General features: G+C 34.8%; 21 protein-coding genes. 4 read left to right on the forward strand and 17 right to left on the reverse strand.

Annotated elements, in window-relative coordinates:
* Positions 1–340 precede the first annotated feature (340 nt).
* Positions 341–1,483, forward strand: a complete 1,143-nt coding sequence (locus ASE21_RS17155; RefSeq protein ID WP_057123948.1) for a peptidoglycan endopeptidase — start codon at positions 341–343, stop codon at positions 1,481–1,483.
* Here the strand turns inward: ASE21_RS17155 and ASE21_RS22340 are convergent.
* From ASE21_RS22340 to ASE21_RS17170, 3 genes are all read right to left on the reverse strand, one after another.
* Positions 1,475–1,741 (reverse strand): two-component system response regulator, encoded by a 267-nt coding sequence (locus ASE21_RS22340; RefSeq protein ID WP_317039158.1) that lies wholly within the window; start codon positions 1,739–1,741, stop codon positions 1,475–1,477. The genes ASE21_RS17155 and ASE21_RS22340 overlap by 9 nt on opposite strands.
* 124 nt (positions 1,742–1,865) lie before the next feature.
* Positions 1,866–3,299: a sensor histidine kinase gene (locus tag ASE21_RS17165; protein WP_057123949.1), complete on the reverse strand. Its 1,434-nt coding sequence runs from the start codon at positions 3,297–3,299 to the stop codon at positions 1,866–1,868.
* A 437-nt stretch (positions 3,300–3,736) separates the two neighbouring features.
* The gene (locus tag ASE21_RS17170) at positions 3,737–4,129 is read right to left on the reverse strand and encodes a hypothetical protein (protein WP_057123950.1); all 393 of its coding nucleotides are present in this window, start codon (positions 4,127–4,129) and stop codon (positions 3,737–3,739) included.
* A 289-nt stretch (positions 4,130–4,418) separates the two neighbouring features.
* Here ASE21_RS17170 and ASE21_RS17175 point away from each other — a divergent pair, with 289 nt between their 5' ends.
* Complete coding sequence (locus tag ASE21_RS17175; protein WP_057123986.1) at positions 4,419–5,828, forward strand: APC family permease; 1,410 nt, start codon at positions 4,419–4,421, stop codon at positions 5,826–5,828.
* Between the two features lie 137 nt (positions 5,829–5,965).
* Here ASE21_RS17175 and ASE21_RS17180 read toward each other — a convergent pair whose 3' ends face one another.
* Positions 5,966–6,799: an alpha/beta hydrolase gene (locus ASE21_RS17180; protein WP_057123951.1), complete on the reverse strand. Its 834-nt coding sequence runs from the start codon at positions 6,797–6,799 to the stop codon at positions 5,966–5,968.
* 20 nt (positions 6,800–6,819) lie between these two features.
* Positions 6,820–7,851, reverse strand: a complete 1,032-nt coding sequence (locus ASE21_RS17185; RefSeq protein WP_082603497.1) for an alpha/beta hydrolase — start codon at positions 7,849–7,851, stop codon at positions 6,820–6,822.
* A gap of 205 nt (positions 7,852–8,056) precedes the next feature.
* On the opposite strand from ASE21_RS17185, the gene ASE21_RS17190 reads away from it, so the two are divergent.
* Positions 8,057–8,308: a hypothetical protein gene (locus ASE21_RS17190; RefSeq protein ID WP_128414715.1), complete on the forward strand. Its 252-nt coding sequence runs from the start codon at positions 8,057–8,059 to the stop codon at positions 8,306–8,308.
* 24 nt (positions 8,309–8,332) lie between these two features.
* Here ASE21_RS17190 and ASE21_RS17195 read toward each other — a convergent pair whose 3' ends face one another.
* The 6 genes from ASE21_RS17195 to ASE21_RS17220 form a co-directional block, all read right to left on the reverse strand.
* Entirely contained in the window at positions 8,333–8,797 is a 465-nt protein-coding gene (locus ASE21_RS17195) for a DUF1810 domain-containing protein (protein WP_057123954.1), read from the reverse strand.
* A 155-nt stretch (positions 8,798–8,952) separates the two neighbouring features.
* The gene (locus ASE21_RS17200; RefSeq protein ID WP_057123955.1) at positions 8,953–9,579 is read right to left on the reverse strand and encodes an alpha-ketoglutarate-dependent dioxygenase AlkB family protein; all 627 of its coding nucleotides are present in this window, start codon (positions 9,577–9,579) and stop codon (positions 8,953–8,955) included.
* 7 nt (positions 9,580–9,586) lie between these two features.
* A complete protein-coding gene (xth, locus tag ASE21_RS17205) occupies positions 9,587–10,363 on the reverse strand; it encodes an exodeoxyribonuclease III (RefSeq protein ID WP_057123956.1) in 777 nt (258 codons plus the stop codon).
* A gap of 73 nt (positions 10,364–10,436) precedes the next feature.
* Positions 10,437–11,816 (reverse strand): exonuclease domain-containing protein, encoded by a 1,380-nt coding sequence (locus tag ASE21_RS17210; RefSeq protein ID WP_057123957.1) that lies wholly within the window; start codon positions 11,814–11,816, stop codon positions 10,437–10,439.
* A 38-nt stretch (positions 11,817–11,854) separates the two neighbouring features.
* The gene (locus ASE21_RS17215; protein ID WP_057123958.1) at positions 11,855–13,114 is read right to left on the reverse strand and encodes a Y-family DNA polymerase; all 1,260 of its coding nucleotides are present in this window, start codon (positions 13,112–13,114) and stop codon (positions 11,855–11,857) included.
* 13 nt (positions 13,115–13,127) lie between these two features.
* The gene (locus tag ASE21_RS17220) at positions 13,128–13,577 is read right to left on the reverse strand and encodes a LexA family protein (RefSeq protein WP_082603498.1); all 450 of its coding nucleotides are present in this window, start codon (positions 13,575–13,577) and stop codon (positions 13,128–13,130) included.
* 98 nt (positions 13,578–13,675) lie between these two features.
* On the opposite strand from ASE21_RS17220, the gene ASE21_RS17225 reads away from it, so the two are divergent.
* Entirely contained in the window at positions 13,676–14,449 is a 774-nt protein-coding gene (locus tag ASE21_RS17225; RefSeq protein ID WP_057123959.1) for an XRE family transcriptional regulator, read from the forward strand.
* A gap of 179 nt (positions 14,450–14,628) precedes the next feature.
* Here the strand turns inward: ASE21_RS17225 and ASE21_RS17230 are convergent, their stop codons facing one another.
* The 6 genes from ASE21_RS17230 to kdpA form a co-directional block, all read right to left on the reverse strand.
* Positions 14,629–16,347: an ATP-binding protein gene (locus ASE21_RS17230; RefSeq protein WP_057123960.1), complete on the reverse strand. Its 1,719-nt coding sequence runs from the start codon at positions 16,345–16,347 to the stop codon at positions 14,629–14,631.
* Between the two features lie 91 nt (positions 16,348–16,438).
* Positions 16,439–17,566: a histidine kinase gene (locus ASE21_RS17235; RefSeq protein WP_057123961.1), complete on the reverse strand. Its 1,128-nt coding sequence runs from the start codon at positions 17,564–17,566 to the stop codon at positions 16,439–16,441.
* A 198-nt stretch (positions 17,567–17,764) separates the two neighbouring features.
* Complete coding sequence (locus tag ASE21_RS17240; RefSeq protein ID WP_057123962.1) at positions 17,765–18,841, reverse strand: porin; 1,077 nt, start codon at positions 18,839–18,841, stop codon at positions 17,765–17,767.
* 327 nt (positions 18,842–19,168) lie between these two features.
* On the reverse strand, positions 19,169–19,720 hold the full coding sequence (locus ASE21_RS17245) for a K(+)-transporting ATPase subunit C (protein WP_057123963.1): 552 nt from the start codon (positions 19,718–19,720) through the stop codon (positions 19,169–19,171).
* Between the two features lie 161 nt (positions 19,721–19,881).
* Positions 19,882–21,939: a potassium-transporting ATPase subunit KdpB gene (gene kdpB / locus ASE21_RS17250; protein WP_057123964.1), complete on the reverse strand. Its 2,058-nt coding sequence runs from the start codon at positions 21,937–21,939 to the stop codon at positions 19,882–19,884.
* Between the two features lie 272 nt (positions 21,940–22,211).
* On the reverse strand, positions 22,212–23,933 hold the full coding sequence (gene kdpA, locus ASE21_RS17255) for a potassium-transporting ATPase subunit KdpA (RefSeq protein WP_057123965.1): 1,722 nt from the start codon (positions 23,931–23,933) through the stop codon (positions 22,212–22,214).
* Positions 23,934–23,986: the final 53 nt, after the last annotated feature.

Consider the following 23,986-nt stretch of genomic DNA (forward strand, 5'->3'; position numbering starts at 1 on the left):
TACATATAACCAAACGCTCTGTGAAAACAGGGCGTTTTTTATTTTTATTTTGTGATTTAGGTGATAATCCAAACAAAATACAAAATAGTTTTTTACAAGTTTTAAAGTTAAGTTATTTTTGTTTTTTATAAAATTAGTGATAATTCTTAAAAAACTGCGGTTCAAAAAGTTGGCTCAATTTTTAAGCTGAGCCTGTTAATTTGAAGTAAATTAGTTGTTAAAAAAGGTGCATTTTTTAGTTTAAACAATTAAATTCGCCTTTTAGGTAATATATTTGTGCTTTTCGAGTTTAAATTATTATCTAACTTAAAAAAGGATTAATAAACTTTAATAGGTAAATATGGTTTTTAGATTAATTATAGTATTGTTTTTTTTCAGTGTTGGGGCTTTTTCTCAGGAAAAATTTATCAAACATAAAATTTCAAAAGGAGAAAACCTTACAGTAATTGCTAAAAAATACGGCTTAAAAGCCAAAGATATTAAAGATGCCAATCCCGATGCTCCTAAAGTTTTAAAACTCAATTCAATTTTATTAATTCCCAATAAAAACTCGAAGTCCGGGCAAAATTCACCTGCTGTTGCAAATAATACTTCTGGCCTGCACGAAGTTTTACAAAAAGAAACACTTTGGGGAATTTCTAAGAAATACAATGTTTCTGTAGATGATTTAAAAAAAGCAAATCCTGCACTGGAAACAGAAGGGCTGAAAATACGACAACAAATCGTTATTCCGTCTGCTAATTCGATTGCAGTTTCTGAAAATTCTGCTAAAAATGCGGATGCTGAAAAGCAGGAAACAATTCAATCTACTGATGTTGAAGTTGCAGTAGAAGTACAGCCGAAAGAAACAAAATATGCGATTGCCAAAAAATACGGTATAACTGTAAAAGAATTAGAAAAGCAAAATCCATTTATAAAAGGAAAACTCCCGGTTGGATATGTTTTAAAAATAAAGACAACCAAAGAAATAGCAGATGCTGTAAATGCAGCAAATTCTCCTCAGGCTCCAATACAAGAAGCATCAGCTTCTTCGACTCAAATTGCAGATAATCCGGTTGTTAAAAAAGATTCCACTTTTGTTTATTATGGAAATCATGCCGATTTAGCTGATCAGTTGATTTCAAATGCAACAGAAAATATAGGGACCCGTTATCGTTCCGGAGGAACCACAAAGGCAGGTTTTGACTGTTCCGGATTAATGTTCTGCACCTTTGGAAATTTTGATATTAAGCTGCCAAGAAGTTCAATTGAACAATCTCGTATTGGAACAAAAATTACTTCAACGGAAGCGCAAAAAGGAGATTTGATTTTCTTTAAAACCAACGGAAGACGCCATATTAATCATGTTGGAATGGTGGTTGAAAATGTAGATGGTGAAATAAGATTCGTTCATTCTTCGACCCATGGAGGCGTTATGATTTCTTCTACAAAAGAGCCTTATTATCAAAGAAGTTTTTCGCAGGTAAACCGTATTTTACAATAAATAACTTTTAAGAATTTGTTTTTTAAACTCTTCAATAGGAAAGGGTTTATTTAAAAAATCGACAACATATTCATTTTTATTTATCCGCTCAATTTCATCCTGATCCAAAGTTGAGGATACTACATAAATTTGAATTTCTTTTTTAATTTCTTCGTTTAAGGTTTGAAAAATATCTAAAAACTCAAAACCATTCATTATAGGCATTTGGATGTCTAATAAAATGATTAGGGAATGGCAGATTTTTTTATTTTTAATAATCCACTGTAAGCCTTATAATCCATTATTTGCAACAAAAATCTGTTCTATATCAAGAACTTTTTTCAACAATTGTTTGGTAACAAGCTGATCAATTAAATTGTCATCAATTAATAAAAAAGTAGGTTTAAATGGCATAAGAAGCGGGTATTGTTACAACAAATTTACTTCCGATATTGCTTTCAGAAAATACAGAAATATTTCCTTTGATATTTTCTACAGCTTCTTTTGCAATATAAAGTCCCAGTCCTGATCCTTTATTTTTGTTGGTTCCAAAATACATTTCAAAGATGTAATCCTTGCAGTCATCTTGAATTCCAATTCCATTATCTGATACTTCAATCTTGTTGCATCCTTCATGAATGTAAGTTTTAATAGAAATAAACATTTCTTGTTTAGTGTTATCAGCATATTTGATAGCGTTAGAAAGTAAATTGCTGATAATAATCCTTAAACGTAAACCATCACTCTCAATTTGATCAACTAATAATTCCTGTTTAAAAGTTATTTTGCTGGCATTTTCAATATGCATTAACTGTGAAATAGCTTCATTAAAAATCTCCTGTAGACTTACAGGTTCCATAATAACTTGTTTTCTTTTATTTTTAGAATAATCAATAATGTCACTTATAAATTGGTCCTGCTTGGCGAGGCTTTTATGCATTAATTGCAGGTAATCTTTTATTTGATTAACATCATCTTCTAATTGAGTAATTTCAATTAAACCTTTTAAAGAAGTAATAGGGGATCTTAAATCATGAGATGCGCTGTACACAAACCGATCAAGTTCATGATTAACTAATATTAAATTTTCATTTTTAACCTCAATTTCTTTTTTTGAAATGATGAGGCGTTTGACCATGATCGAATAATAAGAGCAGACACTTAATATAATAATTAGGGTAAAAATGACATTGGTTAAAATTAAAAGATTCTTTATTTCACGTGTTCCCTGACCCAGAGTATTGGAAAAATTACGCTCATTAATAGTAAGTTTGTCACTAATACTGCTAATTTGGTGAAGGAATTTTTTCTGGTCAGCAGTTGTTAATGTATTATGCATGATTTTTGCATTAATTTGTGTTCCAATAATGAAAAGCTTTTCTATTAAAAGATCGCCCTGTTCCCATTCGTGAATAGCTTTTGCCAAAAACGGCACCTTTTTGAAGTTTACAAATAACCAGACAAGATCATCAAGATCATCCCGATGATTTCTGCCGATTAAAAAACCTTTTCTTGCGACCTGATTGTCTCCGGCTTTTAAAAGTGTTTTCCGTGCAATTCCGTCTCCTTGCGGCACTTTTAATTCTTCAAGATACAACTTAAATTGATGCGGATCTTTATTGTATAAATATGTTATAAGGTGAAGTGAAGCATCTTTCTGACCTTTCGAATAATGCGATTCTCCATTTACATACGCCCGGTTTGCAGATAATATTTTGATCGTAAAAAAATTGATGCAGATTAATAATGCACATGAAATAAATACAATTAAAATAAGAATAAAAACATTGGGCAGACGCAGGTCTTTTAAAGATCGAATCTTTTCTATCATTTTCATATTAGTAGGTTAATATTAATATTCGGTCTTAAATTGAGCTTGCATTATTTTTTCGTTTAAAATAGTTTTGAGGCTGACTATTAAAAAAGAATTAATAAACAATTGTTAATGAAAATGCATAAATTTTAAGACTTATGGAGTCTTAACCAAATTTAATAAAAAATATGAATATTTTTACAAAGCACTGTTTTTTCTTGTTTGATTTTGTTTTTTTAATTTTAATTTACTGTTTTTTAAGTATTTGTGATTTTATATTTTACTAAAAAAATAAAATTCAGCATTAAGCTACTATTATATTTGAAATAAAATATTGTATTGAAAAAAGGTTTTTTGTTTAATTCAAAAAGCTGATTATTAAGTAAGATGTTTATGTTTTTTGACTATCATTATTCTCATTTGTGCCTAAAATGACCACATCCATTTTTGCATTCAGTATTTTATCGTCTTCTAGGAGCACTTCTTGTATGAGGCTGAACATACCTTCCATCTTTTCTGGTATATCCTTTTACATGAATTGAACCTCCAGAAGAAGTGATGGTTGTTTTTTCGCTGTAATTTCTATTAGAAGAATTATAATTATTTGTAGAAAAATCTGCATTGCTGTATACTGGATTTATTACCCATCCTTTATAATTTTGCCACTTAACTTTTCGATAATTTTTTGTACTTGTATGAATGTAAGCACCATATCCTTTTGGGATAACGGCTATTACTTCTTTTGCATCCTTAGTGCTGTAAATATTGGCATCCTCATCAATGTTTACAAAATAATAATTTGAAGAACAGGAGTTTAGTAGAGTTAATAATGTTATAAGTAAAAGCTTTTTCATAGTATTAATGTTTTTGATTTCAAATTTAAATACATTCAAAAGTTATATTTTATGGAAAACCGTAATTGAAGTTTTTTATAAAAAAGTTCTTGTGAATGAGTTTGCGTAAGGGATAGAGGCGGTATCCTTTTATGTAGTGAAACGGAGTAAAAGATATAGCCGAAAGCCCGACCCGTAGGGATACGCCCTTAAAAAGAATTTGGAGTTCTTTAGAATTTCTAAAATTTATAACAGAAAATCTAAAATTTCAGAAAAAAGTATATCTTTAACCAACCCAAAAACCAACAAAATGCAAGAAGACAACCAAGAACATTTTAAAAGAGAATTAGGATTATTAGACGGAACCATGCTTGTAGTAGGTTCTATGATCGGATCCGGAATATTTATTGTAAGTGCCGACATTGCCAGACAAGTAGGATCTGCCGGATGGCTTACATTAATCTGGCTGATTTCAGGATTAATTACCATTATTGCCGCTGTAAGTTATGGAGAACTTAGTGCCATGTTTCCTAAAGCAGGAGGGCAGTATGTTTATCTAAAAGAAGCTTACAACAAATTAATTGCCTTTTTGTACGGATGGAGTTTTTTCGCAGTAATTCAAACCGGAACAATCGCAGCAGTTGGAGTGGCCTTTTCAAAATTTGCTGCCTATTTATATGAGCCTTTGAGCGATGAAAACATATTATACGAAATAGGTTCATTTAAACTCAACGCGGCACAATTAGTATCAATTTTTACTATTATTTTATTGACATATATTAATAGCCGTGGTGTGAAAAACGGAAAAATTCTTCAAACCGTTCTTACCATTATCAAAATTTTATCATTGCTTGGTTTAATTGTTTTTGGATTAACACTGGCTGCAAAAGCTTCAGTTTGGGATGCGAACTGGGCAGATGCATGGAATACACGTTCGTTTGATAAAGAAAGCGGTTCGTGGCTGCCAATTGGCGGAACAGCTTTGATTACAGGAATTTCTGCAGCAATGGTTGGATCATTATTTTCCAGTGATGCATGGAACGGAGTTACTTTTATTGCCGGAGAAATTAAAAACCCAAAGCGTAATGTTGGTTTCAGTTTGTTTCTGGGAACTTTTATAGTAACAATTATTTACGTTTTAACAAACATTATGTATTTAGCAGTGATCCCGCTTGATGAAATTGCAACAGCAAAATCTGATCGTGTGGCGGTTGTAGCTTCGCAGTATATTTTTGGAAATATTGGAACTTTAATTATTGCCATCATGATTATGATTTCGACTTTTGCCTGCAATAACGGACTAATCATGGCCGGCGCAAGAGTTTATTATACAATGGCAAAAGATGGTTTGTTCTTTAAAAAAGCTGCCGAGTTAAACAGTTCAAGCGTTCCTGCATGGGCACTTTGGGCACAATGTTTTTGGGCTTCAGCTTTATGTTTGACAGGAAAGTATGGTGATTTATTAGATTTTGTAATTATCATTGTTTTGATTTTTTATATTCTGACAATCTACGGAATCTTTATTTTACGTAAAAAAATGCCGGATGTAGAAAGGCCTTATAAAGCATTTGGATACCCATTTTTACCAATGTTATATATTATTATAGCTGCTGCAATTTGCGTTTCATTGTTGTGGACTAAATTTTCAACTTGCGGCTGGGGAGTACTAATTATGCTGGCAGGAATCCCGGTTTATTACTTAACAAAACCAAAAGAATAGTTTTATTTCAAATTGAAGCTAAATTTATACCTATTAAAAAGCGCCCTTGATTAATTTCAGGGCGCTTTTTTTAAACAAATTTATAACCAAAATAAATATTTAGATTTTACAATCCGCAAAGGCTTTGGACTAAATTCTTAATAAAGCGAATTTGTCAAAACTTTACCTTTTCCAAAATCTTCGTCAGATAAAACATTATCTGCCCAGTTGAGTATAAAATCGGCGTTTTCCTTCCAGGTGTCTAAAAGTAATACGTTGTGATTTCTTCCTTTAAATTCTTTATAATCTAAAATCGAATTATTGCGTTTGTATTTTTTGAAATTACGAGTATTTAAATGCGGAGATAAAAATTGATCTTCGCTGCCGGCAACAAACAATAAAGGCGGATGATTTTTTTTGAAATCAACAGCGGCTGCAGAAGTTAATCCGCCGCGTGCCACCGTTTTAGATTCTGGAATTACGTATTTTTCGTAAGCATCTTTTTGAACACTGAAAGGAAGTCCGTTTACAAAGGCATATTGAAATTTTTCAAAAGACATTAAATACGTTTTCTTCAAAGAAGTAAAAAGGCCTAAAACTTTCCAGCCTGATTTCAAAAAAGTAAATTCATACGGAATGACGCCCATTGGCGGAACAGAATGTACAGCAACTCCAGCCGAAGCCAAATCACGATTTACTAAAATTTGTGTAACTAATCCGCCTAGAGAATGGCCGACAATTAAAGGTTTTTCCGGAAACGATTTAGCAATTTCAGCATAATGGTCGACTAATTGTGTCAAAGTTAAAGTTGCCAAACCAATATCGTTTGGCTGGCGATTGCGGAGTTCTTTTGCAGAAGCATCTTTATAAGGCCAGGGCGGAGCAACGGCAACATATCCTTTTTCATCAAAATATTTTACCCAGCCATCCCAGCAGGTGTGACTTACAAATGCCCCTGTTACGAACATGACATATTTAGAATTTGTTTTCATACAATTTGGATTTTTGGTTGTTATTTCAGATATTTTTTAAGTTCTGCCGCAGCTTGTAAAAACAATGCTTTTGTCTGCGGAATCTCGGCTAAACCGTTCAATAAACCAAAATCATGAATTACATCATTGTAGCGAACCGTGGTTACAACAACTCCGGCATCACTTAGTTTACGTCCGTATGCTTCACCTTCGTCTCTTAAAATATCATTTTCTGCAACCTGAATTAAAGTAGGAGGAAGACCTTTTAATTGCGTTAAACTGGCTTGTAACGGAGAGGCGTAAATCTCTTTTCTTTTAGCAGGTTCCACATATTGATCCCACATCCATTGCATTAAAGTATCTGTCAGAAAACGCTGTTTTCCATATAATTTATACGATTCTGTTTCAAAATTAGCATCTGTCACAGGCCAGAAAAGAATTTGAACTTTGTATAACGGAGTTCCTTTTTCTTTGGCTAAAAGTGCACTTGCTGCAGCTAAATTTCCTCCGGCACTGTTGCCCACAATTCCGAGCCTGTTTCCGTCTACATTAATTTCGTTTCCATGCGCAGCAATCCATTTTGCGGCAGCATAAACTTCATTAACCGGCTGCGGATATTTGTGCTCCGGCGATAAGGAGTAATTTACAAAAACACCAACATAACCCGTTAAAACGGTTAAATCGCGAACCATACGTTTATGGGTAGGATAATCACCTAAAACCCATCCGCCGCCGTGAATAAATAAAAAGACCGGTAATTTGTCTTTTGAACCTTTTGGGCGAACAATGTTTAATTTGATTTTATATCCATCTGAAGTAATTTCTTTTTCAGATTCATCGATTCCGGATAAGTCAACTTTAAATGCATTTTGTGCGCCAACAAGTACATTTCGCGCATCGGCAACAGGAAGCGATTCTAAAGGAGGCCCGCCGCCGTTTAGAGGTTTTAAAAATGCTTTTACTGCAGGAGACAAATGCGGGTCTGCTGCATAATCAGTTTGTGCGTAGCTTTTCATAGTAATATTGGCTAAAGTGATAAAGAGCGTAATTAATAGATTATTGAAAATTTTCATCTTAAATAGATTTAAGTTAATAGTTATTTAACCGAATAAGGAAGCGAAAGATTATTAGCTATTGTTTTCAAACAGGTGCTTCAATACTGTATTTGCCGCATGCTTTTAAGACAGCGTAATTAAAAATGATAAGGCAAAAAATAAACATTGATTTTTTCATAATTCATGTGGTTTAATGTTAATCGATTATAAAAAACCAATTGATATGCCACATAAAAAAAGCCCGAAAAACAAAGGCTTTCGGGCTTTAAGTATTTATTCTGGCTGTTATATATCGCAAATTGAGTTTTATTTAGTGAAATTTCGTTATCAGAAAATAACAGCGGATACTGGTTTTGAATTTTATTTTGAAGCTATTCCCGTTATTTGTTCCAATCGCCTCTCGGAGCTAAAATATTCGTTTAATTATGGGTTTGACAAAAAAAAAGGCACTGCAATTTGCAGTGCCTTATCTTAATAAAATCTATGAGTGCTGTAAAAACTATGCAATAACAGTTTCCTCAGTAGATGATTTTATAGCTGAATTAATAATAGATATAGTAAGCGGATCAATTTCTCCTGAGAAAAAAGCATCCAGAATTTCCTGAAATATAGGATTTGCATTTTCTGCCAAAGAAAATAAAGTCATACAAGAGCGTAATTTTCGGGCATCTAAATCGCCAAAAATTCCGTCTGCCGATTTCATTTTAAAAGTCAGTAACAATTCTGAAATTTCGATAAGATGTTTTCCCAAAATAGGATGCTCCAAATAATCTGAAGCTTCTTTAAGATCGTTAATGGCATACAGATTTGCAGTATCGCTTTTACCCAGTCCTTTAATTTGAGGAAAAATAAACCACATCCAGTGCGTTTCTTTTTTCCCTTTTCCGATTTCAGAAAGAGCAGTAAGATAAAGTTTGTTCTGCGCATCTAAGAAACGCGATAAATCATTGTTTGAATAAGCCATTACGGTATTATATTTAAAAAAAGGTTGCAAAAATAGTAAAAAAGAAAGGCTCAGCCTAATAAAACGCTCATACAATCAGGAATTTAACTTTTTTCGAAAGAATTTTCCTCGTCGTCATTAAATAAAAAATTGGCTGGTTTGTGTTTATGAACAAATTAGATATTTCGGTGCGTTTGTCTAAAAGTTAAATTTATTCTGGGTAAAACATCGCGAGCTGTTTTTGGAACCTGATGCTGCCAAAAACTGTTTGTGGTTCCGGCCATCAGTAAAAAAGAACCATGATGCAGTGGAATTTCAACCTGCGGAATTTCCTTGCTGTATTTATGACGCAGCCTGAACATTCTGGTCTCGCCAAAAGTCACTGAAGCAATAACCGGATTTGGTCCTGTATTGTGTTCTTTATCGCTGTGCCATCCTACGCCGTCATTTCCATCTCTGTATAAATTAAGCAGAACGGTATTAAAATCAAGCTGTGTTTCTTTCTCTACTCGGCCTCTAATAGTCAGCAATTCGTAATTCCAGTCCGGACCTTTCAAGTCTGCTCCGGGATTATCTTTATCTTCATACCAGGCAATCATTCTGGGTACCGTATACGTTTTATCATAAATTTCCATTTGATATTCTCTCCATTTGGTTTTATGGAGAAGCCTGTCATAAAAGCGATCGGATTCTTCTTTTGTAAAGAAATTATCGATCAAAATCAATTCAGAATCGGGAATATCGAATATTTTTTTTCCTCCCAAACCTGTTGTAAATAATTCGGTGTCGTTAAATAGTGTCATTTATTCCTTATTTTTTGTCAATTTCAATCCAGACAGGCGCATGATCGCTGGTTTTTTCCCAACCCCGGACATGACGGTCAACTCCGCCGGAGCGTAAAACTTTCGCCATTTGAGGGCTCAGTAAAAAGTGGTCAATTCGCAGACCTGCATCTCGTTGGTAAGCGTTTCGGAAATAATCCCAAAATGTATAAATTTTCTCATCAGGATATAAAGTACGAATAGCATCTGTCCAGCCTTGCGAAACAATATCGGCAAAAGCTTTTCGAATCTCGGGTCTGAAAAGTGCATCATTAACCCATTTTTCAGGTTTATAAACATCCAGCTCTGTTGGCATTACATTGTAATCGCCAATTAAAATTACAGGAACTTTCAGGTCTAATAATGTTTGAGTACGATGTGCCAGACGATCAAACCATTTTAGTTTGTATTCAAATTTTGGTCCCGGTGCCGGATTTCCGTTTGGAAGATAGAGGCAGGCAATTACAATTCCGTCAATCAAAGCTTCGACATAGCGGCTTTGTACATCGTCATCATCTCCCGGAAGTGTACGGGTTATTTCTTCAATTTCCCTATTTCTGGCCAGGATTGCAACGCCATTCCATTGTTTTTGTCCGTGCCAAATGGCATTGTAACCGGCGTCATTAATGGCTTTAATTGGAAATTTATCCTGTGGTGCTTTCAATTCCTGAAGACATACAATATCCGGTTTAGTTTCTTCGAGCCATTTCAATAAAACATTCAATCGTCCGTTGACTCCGTTTACGTTATAAGTAGCTATTTTCATAGTAGATTTAATTAGTTCGAGTATTAAATTTACAGCTTTTAAAATATTTTATTTCTAAACAAAATCACAATTGTTATTTTAGAAAGTGTTTGTTAAAGAATACTTTACCCGGATATTTTTCGGCGTAAGCAAAAATTAGCTGCTCAATATACTGGTTGCTTTTGTAAAGCGTAACATAACTTTTTACGTCTTCGGGATCATTAACAGCGACCTCTCTCGGGATATATCCCATTCCGTGAAAACGGCCGTTTTCAACCCAGATACAGCTTCTTTCATCTGCAGATCTTCCTTTGTCTATAATCGCAAAAGTGGGCCTGTTATTCAATAAGAAATCAATAGCGTTGTCAACTTGTTCATTATGAAGGAAGACATCCGGAAGTTCTTTTATTTCCGGAGTATAGAAAAATTCTCCTTCTTCAGGTCTTGAATATTTACAAAAACGATGATCTATTTCAAACTGTTCGGCAAGACTTCTTAATAAATTGATTCCCACATGCAGGCTGTTAAATTCATGAATACAGATTTGAAACTTACTTACTTTTCCAATTGCCAGATATTTATAACCATTACGGGCTTCGTACTGATAGATTCCGAACTTGGCTTCAAAACGCTTTAAAGCTCTGTTATAAGTTGGCCAGAGTTTTTTGATTTCGGTGCATTCCAATAATAGCGCCATTAATTCGGTTGCGCAGACTTCAAAAGAAATTCCGTAAATATCCCTTAAAAAATGCTGTCTTTGCGGATTAATGTTATTGCCCGTAAAATGTGAGGTTACCCGTTTTTTCAAGTTGATTGCCTTCCCGACATAAATCACTTTTTTGGCCTGATTATAGAAATAATACACTCCCGGTTTTTCGGGTAAAGCATTAAAATCTTCTGGCGGGAGATTAGGTGGTAACCGCTGATCCTGAGCTGTTTTTTTGATCATTTTATCAATTACGCCTTCATCGTCCCACTCACGCAAAAGTGAAAACAGCAGGGCAGTAGCATCTGCATCTCCGCCGGCACGGTGCCGGTTTTCTAAACTAATATTTAGAGAATTACAAAGATTTCCTAAACTATAAGAGCCCAGTCCGGGTTTGATTTTTCGGGCAGCGCGAACTGTACATAATTTTTTTGCAGACCATTTAAAACCAGCTTGTTCCAGCTGATGATGAACAAATGAATAATCAAAATTAACGTTATGTGCTACAAAAATGCGATCTGTCAGCATTTCGAGAACTTTCTCAGAAATATCATCGAAGATAGGCGCATGGGCAACCATTTCATTATTAATTCCTGTTAATCCAAAAATAGAAGGAGGGATATCTTTTTGCGGATTCACAAGCGTTTCGTAACGGTCGAGTACGGTTGTTCCGTCGTGAATAATAATCGCGATTTCTGTAATACGGCTGTGACTGGCATTGCCGCCTGTGGTCTCGATATCTACTATGGCATATTCCTGCTTCTTCATTTGTATATAACGTAAAATGTTCTATTTCTGTTATTTAATTATGCTTTAACTATAATAACATCTTTAAGAGAAGTAGAAAACTTGGGAGACAGTCTGGTTTGCCTCATTTTCCATTGCCTTCCTAAAGACTGTACACCAAATTTAATTTTGTTATTGCCGTAGTTTTTATTCATTTTATCAATCACGCTCATTAAGGGCTGGTGTTTAGGATTTGATGTTTCGAATAAATTAAGCTGTGTTTCAGTATTTGGTGTCAGCCCCATTACAATAACACCAGCTTTTTTATAACGATATCCTTTTTTAAAAATAGCTTTAAATCCTTTTTGTGCAGCTTCATTAAGCTCTATTGTTGAATTAGTTGGAAAATCTGTAGTAATCGTAATGCTTCGTGAATAATGTGATTCTTCGTTCTTGATAAAGCTGGTTTGAATAAAAACAGTTACCATATTGCAATGACATTTCTGACGTCTTAATTTTTCTGCACAAGATGCTGTAAACGTGCTTATTCGTTCAGATATTTCTTCATACGTGGTGTACCTTTTTTCAAAGGACCTTGTCGTGGCAATCATTTTTCGGTCTGCGGCTTCTTCTAACTCTAAAGTTGGTTTTCCTTCTAATTCATGTTTTAACCGAAGTCCAACTACTGACATTTCTTTTCGTACCCACGCATCCGGAAGCTGGGTAAACTCATAAGCTGTGTTAATTTTTTTTTGTTTAAGACGTTTGGCAAGTTTTCTTCCAATTCCCCAGACATCTTCAATTTTAGTCCATTTTAAGGCTTTGATTCTTTTTTCTTCAGAATCAATACAATAAACACCTTGTGTACGATCTGAAAATTTTCGTGCAATTTTATTGGCCATTTTTGATAAAGCTTTGGTAGGAGCAAAGCCTATACTAACAGGAATGCCCGTTCCTTGTGTGACTTCTTTTCGCATTTTTAAACCCAGCGCATTCAGATCGAATAAATCGTAACCTGAAAATTTCAGGAATGCTTCATCAATACTGTAAATTTCTACTTCGTTAGTATAAGTTCGAAGAAGGCTCATTACCCGATTGCTCATATCGCCATACAACGGATAATTAGAAGAATACACAAAAATATTTTTCTCTTTAAAAACAGACTCATACTTAAAGGCAGGAATCGCCATAGGTATTCCCAAAGCCTTAGCTTCATCAGAACGTGAAATAACACAGCCGTCATTGTTAGAGAGAATAACAATTGGTTTTCCTCTTAAATGCGGTTCAAATACTCTTTGACAAGAAGCATAAAAATTATTACAATCGACCAGGGCAAACATTTTTTAATGTATTTTAAAAAGATTTAATACTATGAATCACAATTCCCCAAATCACAAAATTATTTTCCGGAGTTACTTTTATAGGCTGATAATCTTCGTTTTCGGCAATAAGCCAGATAATGTCTTTCTCTATTTTAATACGCTTTACGGTAAACTCGCCATCAATCTGGCAGACCGCTATTTTGTTATTTTGAGGTTCAAGGCTTTTATCAATAATCAATAAATCACCATCATAGATACCGGCATTTTTCATAGAATGCCCTTTTACTCTGGCAAAATAAGTAGTGTACTCATGTCTGATTAATTCTTTATTAAGATCAATAGAGGATTCAATAAAGTCATCAGCAGGAGAAGGAAAACCAGCGCTGATACCAATGTCAAAAAAAGGAAGTTTTATTTCCGAACGTATGTCCGGAATGTATAATTCTATTGATTTTGTGGTATTTATATTTCTCAATTTCATAATCACTTTCAGAAATTTGATTTTTTCATATCACAAAATTAGTACAGTCGATAACAATTTTTTATATATTTGCTGTTCCAAATTATAACAAATTTATTATGTCCTTATTTTCAGACAACATCAGAGCGTTAAGGGTTAAGCATAAAATATCCCAGGAGAAACTGGCTCAAAACCTTAGCATTACAAGAGGAAGATACGTTAAATATGAAGACGGAACTTCAGAAGCACCTTATGATATTTTAAAGAAAATTGCATTATATTTTCATATGAGTATTGACTTAATATTATCTGTCGATATACGCAAAATTGATGTGCAAAATTTGATAAGATTAGAAGGCAACCGACTTATTCTTCCTATTCAGGTGGATAGTTTTGGAGAAAATTTTATTGAAATTGTATCTCAAAAAGCAAAAGCAGGTTATTTAAACGGATATGCCGATCCAGAGTATATTGAAAGCCTGCAGCAGATCTCGCTTCCGTTTTTAGGTCCTGGAAAACACCGCGGATTTCCGGTTGAAGGAGACTCAATGCCGCCGCACGAAGACGGTTCCATTATTATTGGTCGTTATGTCGAAAGGCTGGGAGAGGTTATGGATGGCAAAACCTATATACTGATTACGAAAAGTGAAGGAATGGTTTATAAACGTCTCAATAAAAATAAAAAGAATGCTTTGGTTTTAGAATCCGACAATAGCTTTTATCCGAATTATGAAGTGAAAGCTTCTGATATTTTGGAAATTTGGGAATATGAATGCAACATCGGCCGTTCAGACAAAAAACAGGAATTGTCTGAAACCGGAGCAATGAAAGATTTGCTTTTAGAATTGAAAAGAGAGGTTAGGGAAATTAAGAATAATACTTCGAATACTTAAAAAACAATAGTAGTTACAATGTCAATTTTTCAAAAATTCTGCAGAAACGATTCATCTTACTAAATATTGGTCAATCTCAGGTTGTCTGTATTAAGAATCCAATTAAACGGATTGAAATTCGGCTCTGCAAAATTTTTAGAGCTAAGACCTTTTTTTATACTTTTTTTAAACACTTTCTCTTAAACTTTCAATGCAAACCAAAACGTACTTCCCAATCCTAAATTACTTTCTACACCAACAGTTCCGTTTTGGGCTTCGATAAATTCTTTGCTGATTGCCAGTCCTAATCCCGTTCCTGATTTTGGACTTCCCGGAATCTGGAAATATTTATCAAAAACTTTGTCTTTGTATCTCGGGTCAATTCCTTTTCCGGTATCGATAACCTGAAAAACCATTTGGTTGTTTTCTTCTTTTAATTTGATAATAATGGTACTTTTTTCAGAAGAATAACGTATTGCGTTTGATAAATAATTAATTAAAACCCAGCCCGTTTTTTCACTGTCGGCTTTTACATGCTGCAGGTTTTCATCGGCATCAATTATTAATTTAATTTGTTTTTGGTCGGCCTGAACCTTTACGGCTTCAGCAGCATAATCTGCAATTGCATACGGATCACTTTTCTCAATATTCAGCTGAATGTTTCCAGTCTCTAACTGTGATAAATTAAGTAATTCTCCTGTAATTTTAAGCAATCTTTGACTGTCATCCTTAATGCTTTCAACAAGCTGTTTCTGGTCGTCATTCATATCGCCCGTTTTTTCATTTTCAAGTAATTGAAGGCTGAGTTTTATAGAGGCAATTGGCGTTTTTAATTCATGCGAAACTGTGGCTATAAAATTGGTTTTGGCAAAATCCAGTTCTTTAAAAAGTGTAATATTTCGCAGAATGATAACATCACCAATATTAATTTCTTTTTCTTCTCCTGTTGGAATTATGGTAATATTCAGGATTTCTTTTTCAAAATAACTTTCTTTTCCGTGAGCATAAATTTTAAGAGGTTGTTTTTTAGGCGTATCGCTATTTTCTTTTAAAATCAAAGACCGAATGAGATCATTGGATAAAGCCAGATCTGAAGTCGATTTTCCAATAACATCTTCCTTTTTAAGACCAATAATTCTAAGGGCTTCATCATTGGCAAACAAAACAATATGTTTGTTATCTAACCCAATAATAGGATCGTGCATATTATTGATAAGTGTTTCCAGCCGTTTCTTTTCGAAAAAGAGTTTATACAAATTACTGTCATTGTATTCCTGAAGTTTCTGCGCCATTGTATTAAATGACTTGGCCAAATCCCCATATTCATTATGATTGGTAAAATGAACACGCTCTGAATAATTTTTATTGGCAATTTCCTTAATACTCAGTGTCAATTCCTTAATTGGATTGGCAATATTATTGGGAAGGTTAATTAATAAATTAAAAGCAATCAAAAAGCATAAAGTTCCCACAATGGCAATCCATAAATTCGCATTTTCGGCGGTATGTTTAGCAATATCGCTTTTCTGTTTTATGGCATCCAGGTTCAGTTTCATAATAGTAAAAATGTCCTGTCTGACCTGTGATTTTAAAGTTGCATCAGAACCATTTTTTTCTAAAAGGGCAAAACTTTTTTCCAGACTTGCAGTTGCTTCTTTTTCTCCGGGTTCTGTAACATTCTGCGTTTGTTTTTCAAGATATTCCTTAAAAATATGAATTTTACTATCTGTCCCTGCCTTAATTTCATCCAGAGATAAAATCATATTTCTGGAATATTCCAGCGTATTATAATTTGCTTTCAGAATATTCTCTGTGTCTGCTTTTATCAAAAAAACAGAATATCCGCTAACTAACGAAAGTATAATGATCATTAAAAATAATAATCCGACACCCAGGTTTAATTTGGTTTTAATTCTCATAAAGTCATTGCGAGGAACGAAGCAATCTCATCCTCTAAATTTAATTGTTGTTTGCAAATGAACATTTTACATCTCACATAATCATCTCCCATTAAGAGAGAATTACAAGATCAACATTTGATAAAGAAAGTTTGTTTAGCAAACGTCTAAAAATTGTTGTAGACAAAATTACTTTAAATAAATTCAAATGCGGTTTTCCGATGCATACAGTTGTAATTTGTTTTTTTTCGGCCGTAATCAAAATGGCATCGGCAATATTTTTATTTTCCAGTTTAATTACTTCTGCGCCCAGTTCTACAGCAAGTTTAAAATTATTAATTAAATGTCTTTGTTTGTCCAAAGCAATTTTTGTGCTGCTTTCCTGCGGGGTTTCTACATACAAGACATACCAGGATCCATTGTAATAACTTGCTAAACGAGCCGCTTTTCTAATTACAATTTTAGCCGTTTTGTCATTACTGCTAATGCAGGCCAAAAGTTTTTCATGCCGCAGAGCATGGAGATTGGGAACCTCATTTTCTACTTTTCGAACAACCTGACTTGCCACTTCTTTCAAAGCCAGTTCACGAAGTTGTAAAATTTGTTCCGATTTAAAAAAATTGGCTAAAGCCGTCTGAATTTTATCCGGAGTATAAATTTTCCCTTCCTTCAAACGCGCAATCAAATCTTCTGAGGTCAAATCGATATTGACTACTTCATCTGCCAGTCGCAGGACATTATCAGGAATGCGTTCCTGAACATCAATATTGGTAATACGTTTTACGTCTTCATTCAGACTCTCAATATGCTGAATATTTACAGCCGAAATTACATTAATTCCAGCTTCAAGAATTTCTAAAACATCCTGCCAGCGTTTTTCATTTTTACTCCCTTCTACATTTGTATGTGCCAATTCATCTACAATAACCACTTCGGGTCTAAGGTTAATTATGGCCTGAACATCCAGTTCTTCCAGTAATTTTCCTTTGTAAAAAATTGTCCTTCTCGGAATTACAGGCAAACCTTCTAAAAGTTCATGCGTTTCTTTTCGCATGTGTGTTTCGATGTAGCCAATTTTTACATCAATTCCGTTTTTTAATAACGAATGCGCTTCCTGAAGCATACGAAAAGTTTTGCCCACACCGGCACTCATTCCAATGTAGATTTTGAATTTTCCCTTTCTTGATTTCTGAATTAAATCAAGAAAATGCTGTGCATTATTTTCGTTTTCGTTTTTCATATTTTTGTCACAAAGACGTTATTTTTTTGCCGAAGATTTGACAGATTAAGAAGTTTTTTTTGCCACGAATTACACCAATTCACTAATTATTTTTGCCTGTTTTTTAAATAAAAATTCGAGAAATTGGTGTAATTCGTGGCAAAAAATCCACATCAAAAAAATCCTTTCAATCTGTGTAATCTGTGGCTAAATATCCTTTTAGAAACTAATCGCTAAAGACGTTGTTAAAAATGTATTCGAGTCTGTAGGCGCATTGTCTTTTGTAAAAATTTCATCTTTGCTAGAAAGGTTTCTTGCTTCAATTCTAAACATAACATTATCAGTAACCAGATAATCAAAATTAGCTGAAAATCCGTAAGTTTTAAAACCGTTTGGCGTTTCTGTCGCGATAATTACACCTTTTTCATCACTATAATATTCACCGCGCGCCGCAAGCTGGATTTTATCTGTTGGTTTGTATTGCAAAATTAAGATTGGAGAAAACCAGGTATCATATTTATTACTGTCTTTAGCCGATTGCTGAGAACCTATATCAAAACCAGCGGTTATATTTGTTTTTTCGCTAATCTTAAATTGCCCGTAAAAATCATTAAAATAACGCCATTTTTTGTCCACATCCGGCTGCTCATTTCCAACATACGTACTCCAGTTCAAAACAACCCGATCAGATGGTTTGTATGTTACCTGGGTTCCAAAAGCCGGAGTCTGATTACCTTCCACTTTCTCAATTCTCTGCCAGCCGTTTAAGTACATTCCCGCCAAATACCATGCTCCGGATTCTGATGTGTAACCAATCTTAACTCCCGCTTCATAATAAGGAGAATTCTCAGCCAGAATACTTCTGGTTAAAGTCTGGCAGTCTTTTCCAATTGCACTTTCAAAACCAATATGTGAAGGCATAATTCCGGCGTCAATCCATAAATTATGGTTTTTCGAAATCTTCACACCAACATTTGCTTCATAAACATTCTTCAATAAACCCTGTTCGGCAGACATATTATACTCGGCATAAGTTCCGGCCATTAAGGCAAAATTCCCGCGGATATTTTCTTTCGAATAATTCACTTTTGCCATCCCTAAATTAAGGTTTACTTCATTGCTTTTATTATAGCTGTAAAAAAAGTTTGGACGCGTATGATTTTCCGGTTTTCCAAAATCATAACTATAATAAACATCAGCATAACCTGAAAATGTAAGCGGACTTTTTAATTCTTCTTGTGCGTGTAAATTGCTGAAACCAAAAGCGATTAAAGCAGTAAATATTATTTTTTTCATATGTCATTGCGAGGAACGAAGCAATCGTCCTCTAATTAAATTAAATATTAAGTAGATTTTTTAGGAGCTAATCCCGCTATCCGTTTCAATCTTTTGGGCGGAACCCCCGCCCCAAAGGATTTCCACTACTATCGGGGCTAGGACATTCGGGGTAAAAAGGTATTTTCATTTCCTGCAGGGTTTTCAAAACCTTGCAGGTATTATTTAAAATCGAGTTTTGATTTCAATTTCGTTTGTTTTTCATTTCGACGTAAGGAGAAATGACAAAAATAGGTGTAAAGCTTCGTCAACCTGACAGGTTTTAAAACCTGTCAGGTTTAAAACGTATTACTTTAACTGATCCAAAGCAATATTCAATTCCAAAACATTAACTGTCTCAGGACCAACAACAGCAGAATTAATTTTAGATTCTACCAAAGCTTTTACTTTAGTTTCGTCTAATTTTCTTTCTTTAGCCACACGTTTTACCTGAATCAAAGCACCCTGAGGAGAAATATTCGGATCTAAACCACTTCCGGAAGCTGTAACCATATCAGATGGAATTTCGCTTTTTTTCAAATAAGGATGAACTACTAAAAAAGTGTCAATTCTTTTTTGGACTAAAGCCAGATATTCTGCATTGCTTGGACCTTTATTGCTTCCGGCACTTCCGGCAGCGTTGTAATCAACAGCCGAAGGTCTTCCCCAGAAATAATTAGATTTATCGAATTTTTGACCAATTTTTTGATAACCAACAACTTTTCCGTTAACAGAAATCGTTTCTCCTTTTCCCTGATTTGGAGCAATTTGTGCAATTCCGTAAATCGCTAGTGGATAAATAACCGCAAAAAGAACTAAAGTAACTGCGGTAAGTTTTAGTATAGAAAATATATTTTTCATTTTGTTTAAGATTCTAGGGACTAAGCTGCTAAGATTCTAAGTTTTCTCTTCAGAACTTAGCAATTCAGAACCGATGTTTTTTATTAAGTTTTTGATAGATTCTTGCTTTTGCGATTCTAAGAGAAAACCTTAGTTCCTTAGAATCTCAGCACCTTAGAACCTTAAATAAAGACAGCTACAATTAAATCGATTAGTTTAATTCCGATAAAAGGGACAATTAGTCCGCCAAGACCGTAAATCAAAAGGTTTCGTTTTAAAATGGCACTTGCTCCAATTGGTCGGTAATCAACACCTTTCAGCGCAAGCGGAATCAAAATTGGAATGATAATCGCATTAAAAATTACAGCCGATAAAATAGCACTTTCCGGACTATGTAAATGCATGATATTTAAACCTTGCAGTGCCGGAATTGCGGTTATGAAAAGTGCCGGAACAATTGCAAAATATTTAGCAACGTCATTAGCGATAGAGAATGTGGTCAACGTTCCGCGAGTCATTAAAAGTTGTTTTCCAATTTCAACAATCTCAATTAATTTCGTTGGGTCGTTGTCAAGATCGACCATGTTTCCGGCTTCTTTTGCTGCCTGAGTTCCGCTGTTCATGGCAACACCCACATTGGCTTGAGCAAGAGCAGGAGCGTCGTTTGTTCCGTCACCCATCATAGCAACCAAACGGCCTTCGGCTTGTTCTTTTCGAATGTAATTCATTTTATCTTCAGGTTTCGCTTCGGCGATAAAATCATCGACACCGGCTGCTTCCGCAATAAATTTTGCCGTAAGCGGATTATCACCCGTAACCATAACCGTTTTGATTCCCATTCTGCGTAAGCGCTCAAAACGTTCTTTCATTCCGGTTTTTATAATATCCTGAAGTTCGATAACACCCTGAACGATATTGTCTTTAATAACCACCAGCGGAGTTCCTCCGTTGGATGAAATCGTAATTACTTGCTGTGCAGTATCTTCAGGAAAAATGTTTCCGGCTTGTTCTGCAATTTTTTTAGCAGCATCCTGAGCACCTTTTCTAATATTAGTTCCGTCTTTTAATACTACGCCGGAAGTTCTCGTTTCAGCAGTAAATTTGATGGTATGCAAAATATTATCTGTAAAAAGTGAAACATCTTCCTGCATTTTGCCATTTAAATTGATCGTTTTGCTCAATTCAATAATACTTTTTCCTTCGGGTGTATCATCTGCGAGTGAACTCAATACGGCAGATTTGATAAAATCATCCAGAGAAATTCCTTTTGTCGGATAGAAGTTTGTCGCTTTTCGATTTCCAATTGTGATTGTTCCGGTTTTATCCAAAAGCAGAACATCAATATCGCCTGCAGTTTCAACCGCTTTACCAGATTTTGTAATTACATTAGCTCGTAAAGCCCTGTCCATTCCGGCAATACCAATTGCAGAAAGCAGACCGCCAATTGTAGTTGGAATTAAACATACAAACAAAGCGATAAAAGCAGCAATTGTAATGGGCGCATTGGCATAATCCGCAAACGGTTTTAGTGTAACGCACACAATGACAAAAATTAATGTAAAGGCGGCTAATAAAATAGTTAATGCGATTTCGTTTGGTGTTTTCTGACGGCTTGCACCTTCAACCAAAGCGATCATTTTATCCAGAAAACTTTCGCCGGGTTCAGAAGTTACTTTTACTTTGATTTTATCAGATAAGACTTTTGTTCCTCCGGTAACGGAAGATTTATCTCCGCCTGCCTCGCGAATTACAGGAGCACTTTCTCCGGTAATGGCACTTTCGTCTATAGTGGCTAGGCCTTCGATAATTTCACCATCGGCGGCAATTAAATCGCCGGCTTCGCAGATAAAAATATCATCTTTTTTTAATGCAGAAGAACTGATATTTTTGATTTCTCCGTTAGGCAAAATTTGTCTTGCAGGAGTTTCTTCTCTTGTTTTTCGCAAACTGTCAGCTTGTGCTTTTCCTCTTGCTTCGGCAATAGCCTCGGCGAAATTGGCAAATAAAAGTGTTGCCAGTAAAATTAAAAATACGATTAGGTTATAAGTAAAACTTCCCTGATCATGTGCTCCCATTAATATTGAAATGCAGACGGCAAACATAATTGCGGTCCCAATTTCTACGGTAAACATTACCGGATTTTTGATCATTATTTTTGGGTTCAGCTTAACAAAAGACTGCAGTAAAGCTTGTTTTACCTGCTGGCTTTCAAATAATGATGTGGATTTATTAGTTGTCATTTTCTTTTAAAAAGTTAAATGTTATTTGTTAAATGTTGTGCCCTAAAAAACACATAGATTATAAAACATAGCTCGTGGTTTCAACCACTGGGACGCAACGTATATCACAATCTTTGTCCTGTAATTCGTTTCCCGTGGTTGAAACCACGGGCTATATTGAAATACGAATAGTAAAATCGTTATTCTAACTATGTGTAAAAACGAGTTTTCTTTTTATTCTTTTTTATTGATTTAGATTCTATGTTTCTATGTGTTTAAAATATCCAGCATTTTTATTTTAGTGTAAAGAATTCCGCTAAAGGTCCAAGCGCTAAAGCCGGAAAGAAAGATAAAGCAGCAATAATTGCAATTACGGCAAAAGTCATTATTCCGAAAATTGATGTGTCTGTTTTTAAAGTTCCTGCGCTTTCCGGAATGTATTTTTTACCAGCCAGTAAACCGGCAATTGCCAATGGACCAATAATTGGAATAAAACGGCTTAAGAGTAAAACAATTCCTGTAGTAATATTCCAGAACGGATTATTATCTCCCAGACCTTCAAAACCAGAACCGTTATTGGCAGCGCTCGAAGTATATTCATATAACATTTCTGAAAATCCGTGATTGCCGGGATTGTTTAGCCAGCCTGTTGCATTGCCGTTGAACCAATAGCCCATTGCAGTATCATGTGCAGCAAAATAAGAAGCCAAAGCAGTTCCTGCTAATATTAATAGAGGGTGAAGAATGGCGATAAAAGCAGCTATTTTAACCTCTCGCGCTTCGATTTTCTTGCCCAGGAATTCAGGAGTCCGACCTACCATTAATCCAGAGATAAATACAGCCAGAATAATAAAAATGTAGTAGTTTAAAATACCCACACCGCATCCGCCGTAAAAGGCATTAACCATCATAGATAATAACTGCATAGCACCAGAAACCGGCATAGAACTATCGTGCATACTGTTTACAGAACCTGTAGAAATTACCGTTGTGGCGATACTCCAGAAACCTGACATTGCGGGACCAAACCGAACTTCTTTTCCTTCCATCGCTCCGGTTGTCTGGGCAATTCCCATTTTTTCGATCGCAGGATTTCCGTTAATTTCGCTCATAACTGTCGGAACAACCAGAAGTAAAAAACCAACGGTCATTACACCAAATATGATATTTGATAATTTTCTTTTGTTTAGAAAAAATCCAAGTGCAAAAATCATGGCAAACGGAATAATCATTTGTGCCCAAAGCTCTACCTGATTGGTGAAATAAGTTGGGTTTTCTAACGGATGCGCTGAGTTGGCTCCAAAAAATCCTCCACCGTTTGTACCAATATGTTTTATGGCAATGAACGCAGCAGCAGGCCCGCGGGAAACTTCTACATGATCACCCTGAAGAGTCGTAATAGTATCTTTACCTTCAAAAGTCATTGGAGTACCGCTAAATAATAATGCAACAGCAACAATTGCTGAAAGCGGCAGTAAAACACGAGTACAGCTTTTGATAAAATAATTATAAAAATTACCCAATTGTTCTGTCGTTTTTTCTTTCATTGCCGTAAAAATCATTGCGGCAGCTGCCATTCCGATACCGGCAGAAACAAATTGAAGAAACATTAAAACGATTTGCGAAAGGTAAGAAACCCCGCTTTCGCCTGAATAATGCTGTAAATTACAATTGACTAAAAACGAAATAGTAGTATTAAATGCCAGATCAGGTGTCATTGATGGATTGTTATCCGGATTAAGCGGTAATGATCCCTGAAACAATAAGACAAAAAAGCAGAGAAAAAACCAGACCATATTGATACTTAAAAGTGCTTTTAAGTGCTGTTTCCAGTTCATTTCTTCGGCAGCATTTATACCGCTGATTTTAAAAATAAATTTTTCAATTGGGTTGAAAATCGGGTCAAGGAGCGTTTTATCTCCCAAATAAACTTTAGCAATATATTTTCCTAAAGGAATTGCTAAAACAATAGTCAGGATAAAAATACCAATAACACCTAATAATTCTGTGTTCATAATGTGTGAGTTTTTGTAAAATGTGAATTGTAAAAAGTGAGATGTGATTTGTA

Source organism: Flavobacterium sp. Root901, assembly GCF_001429765.1.
Classification (GTDB): domain Bacteria; phylum Bacteroidota; class Bacteroidia; order Flavobacteriales; family Flavobacteriaceae; genus Flavobacterium.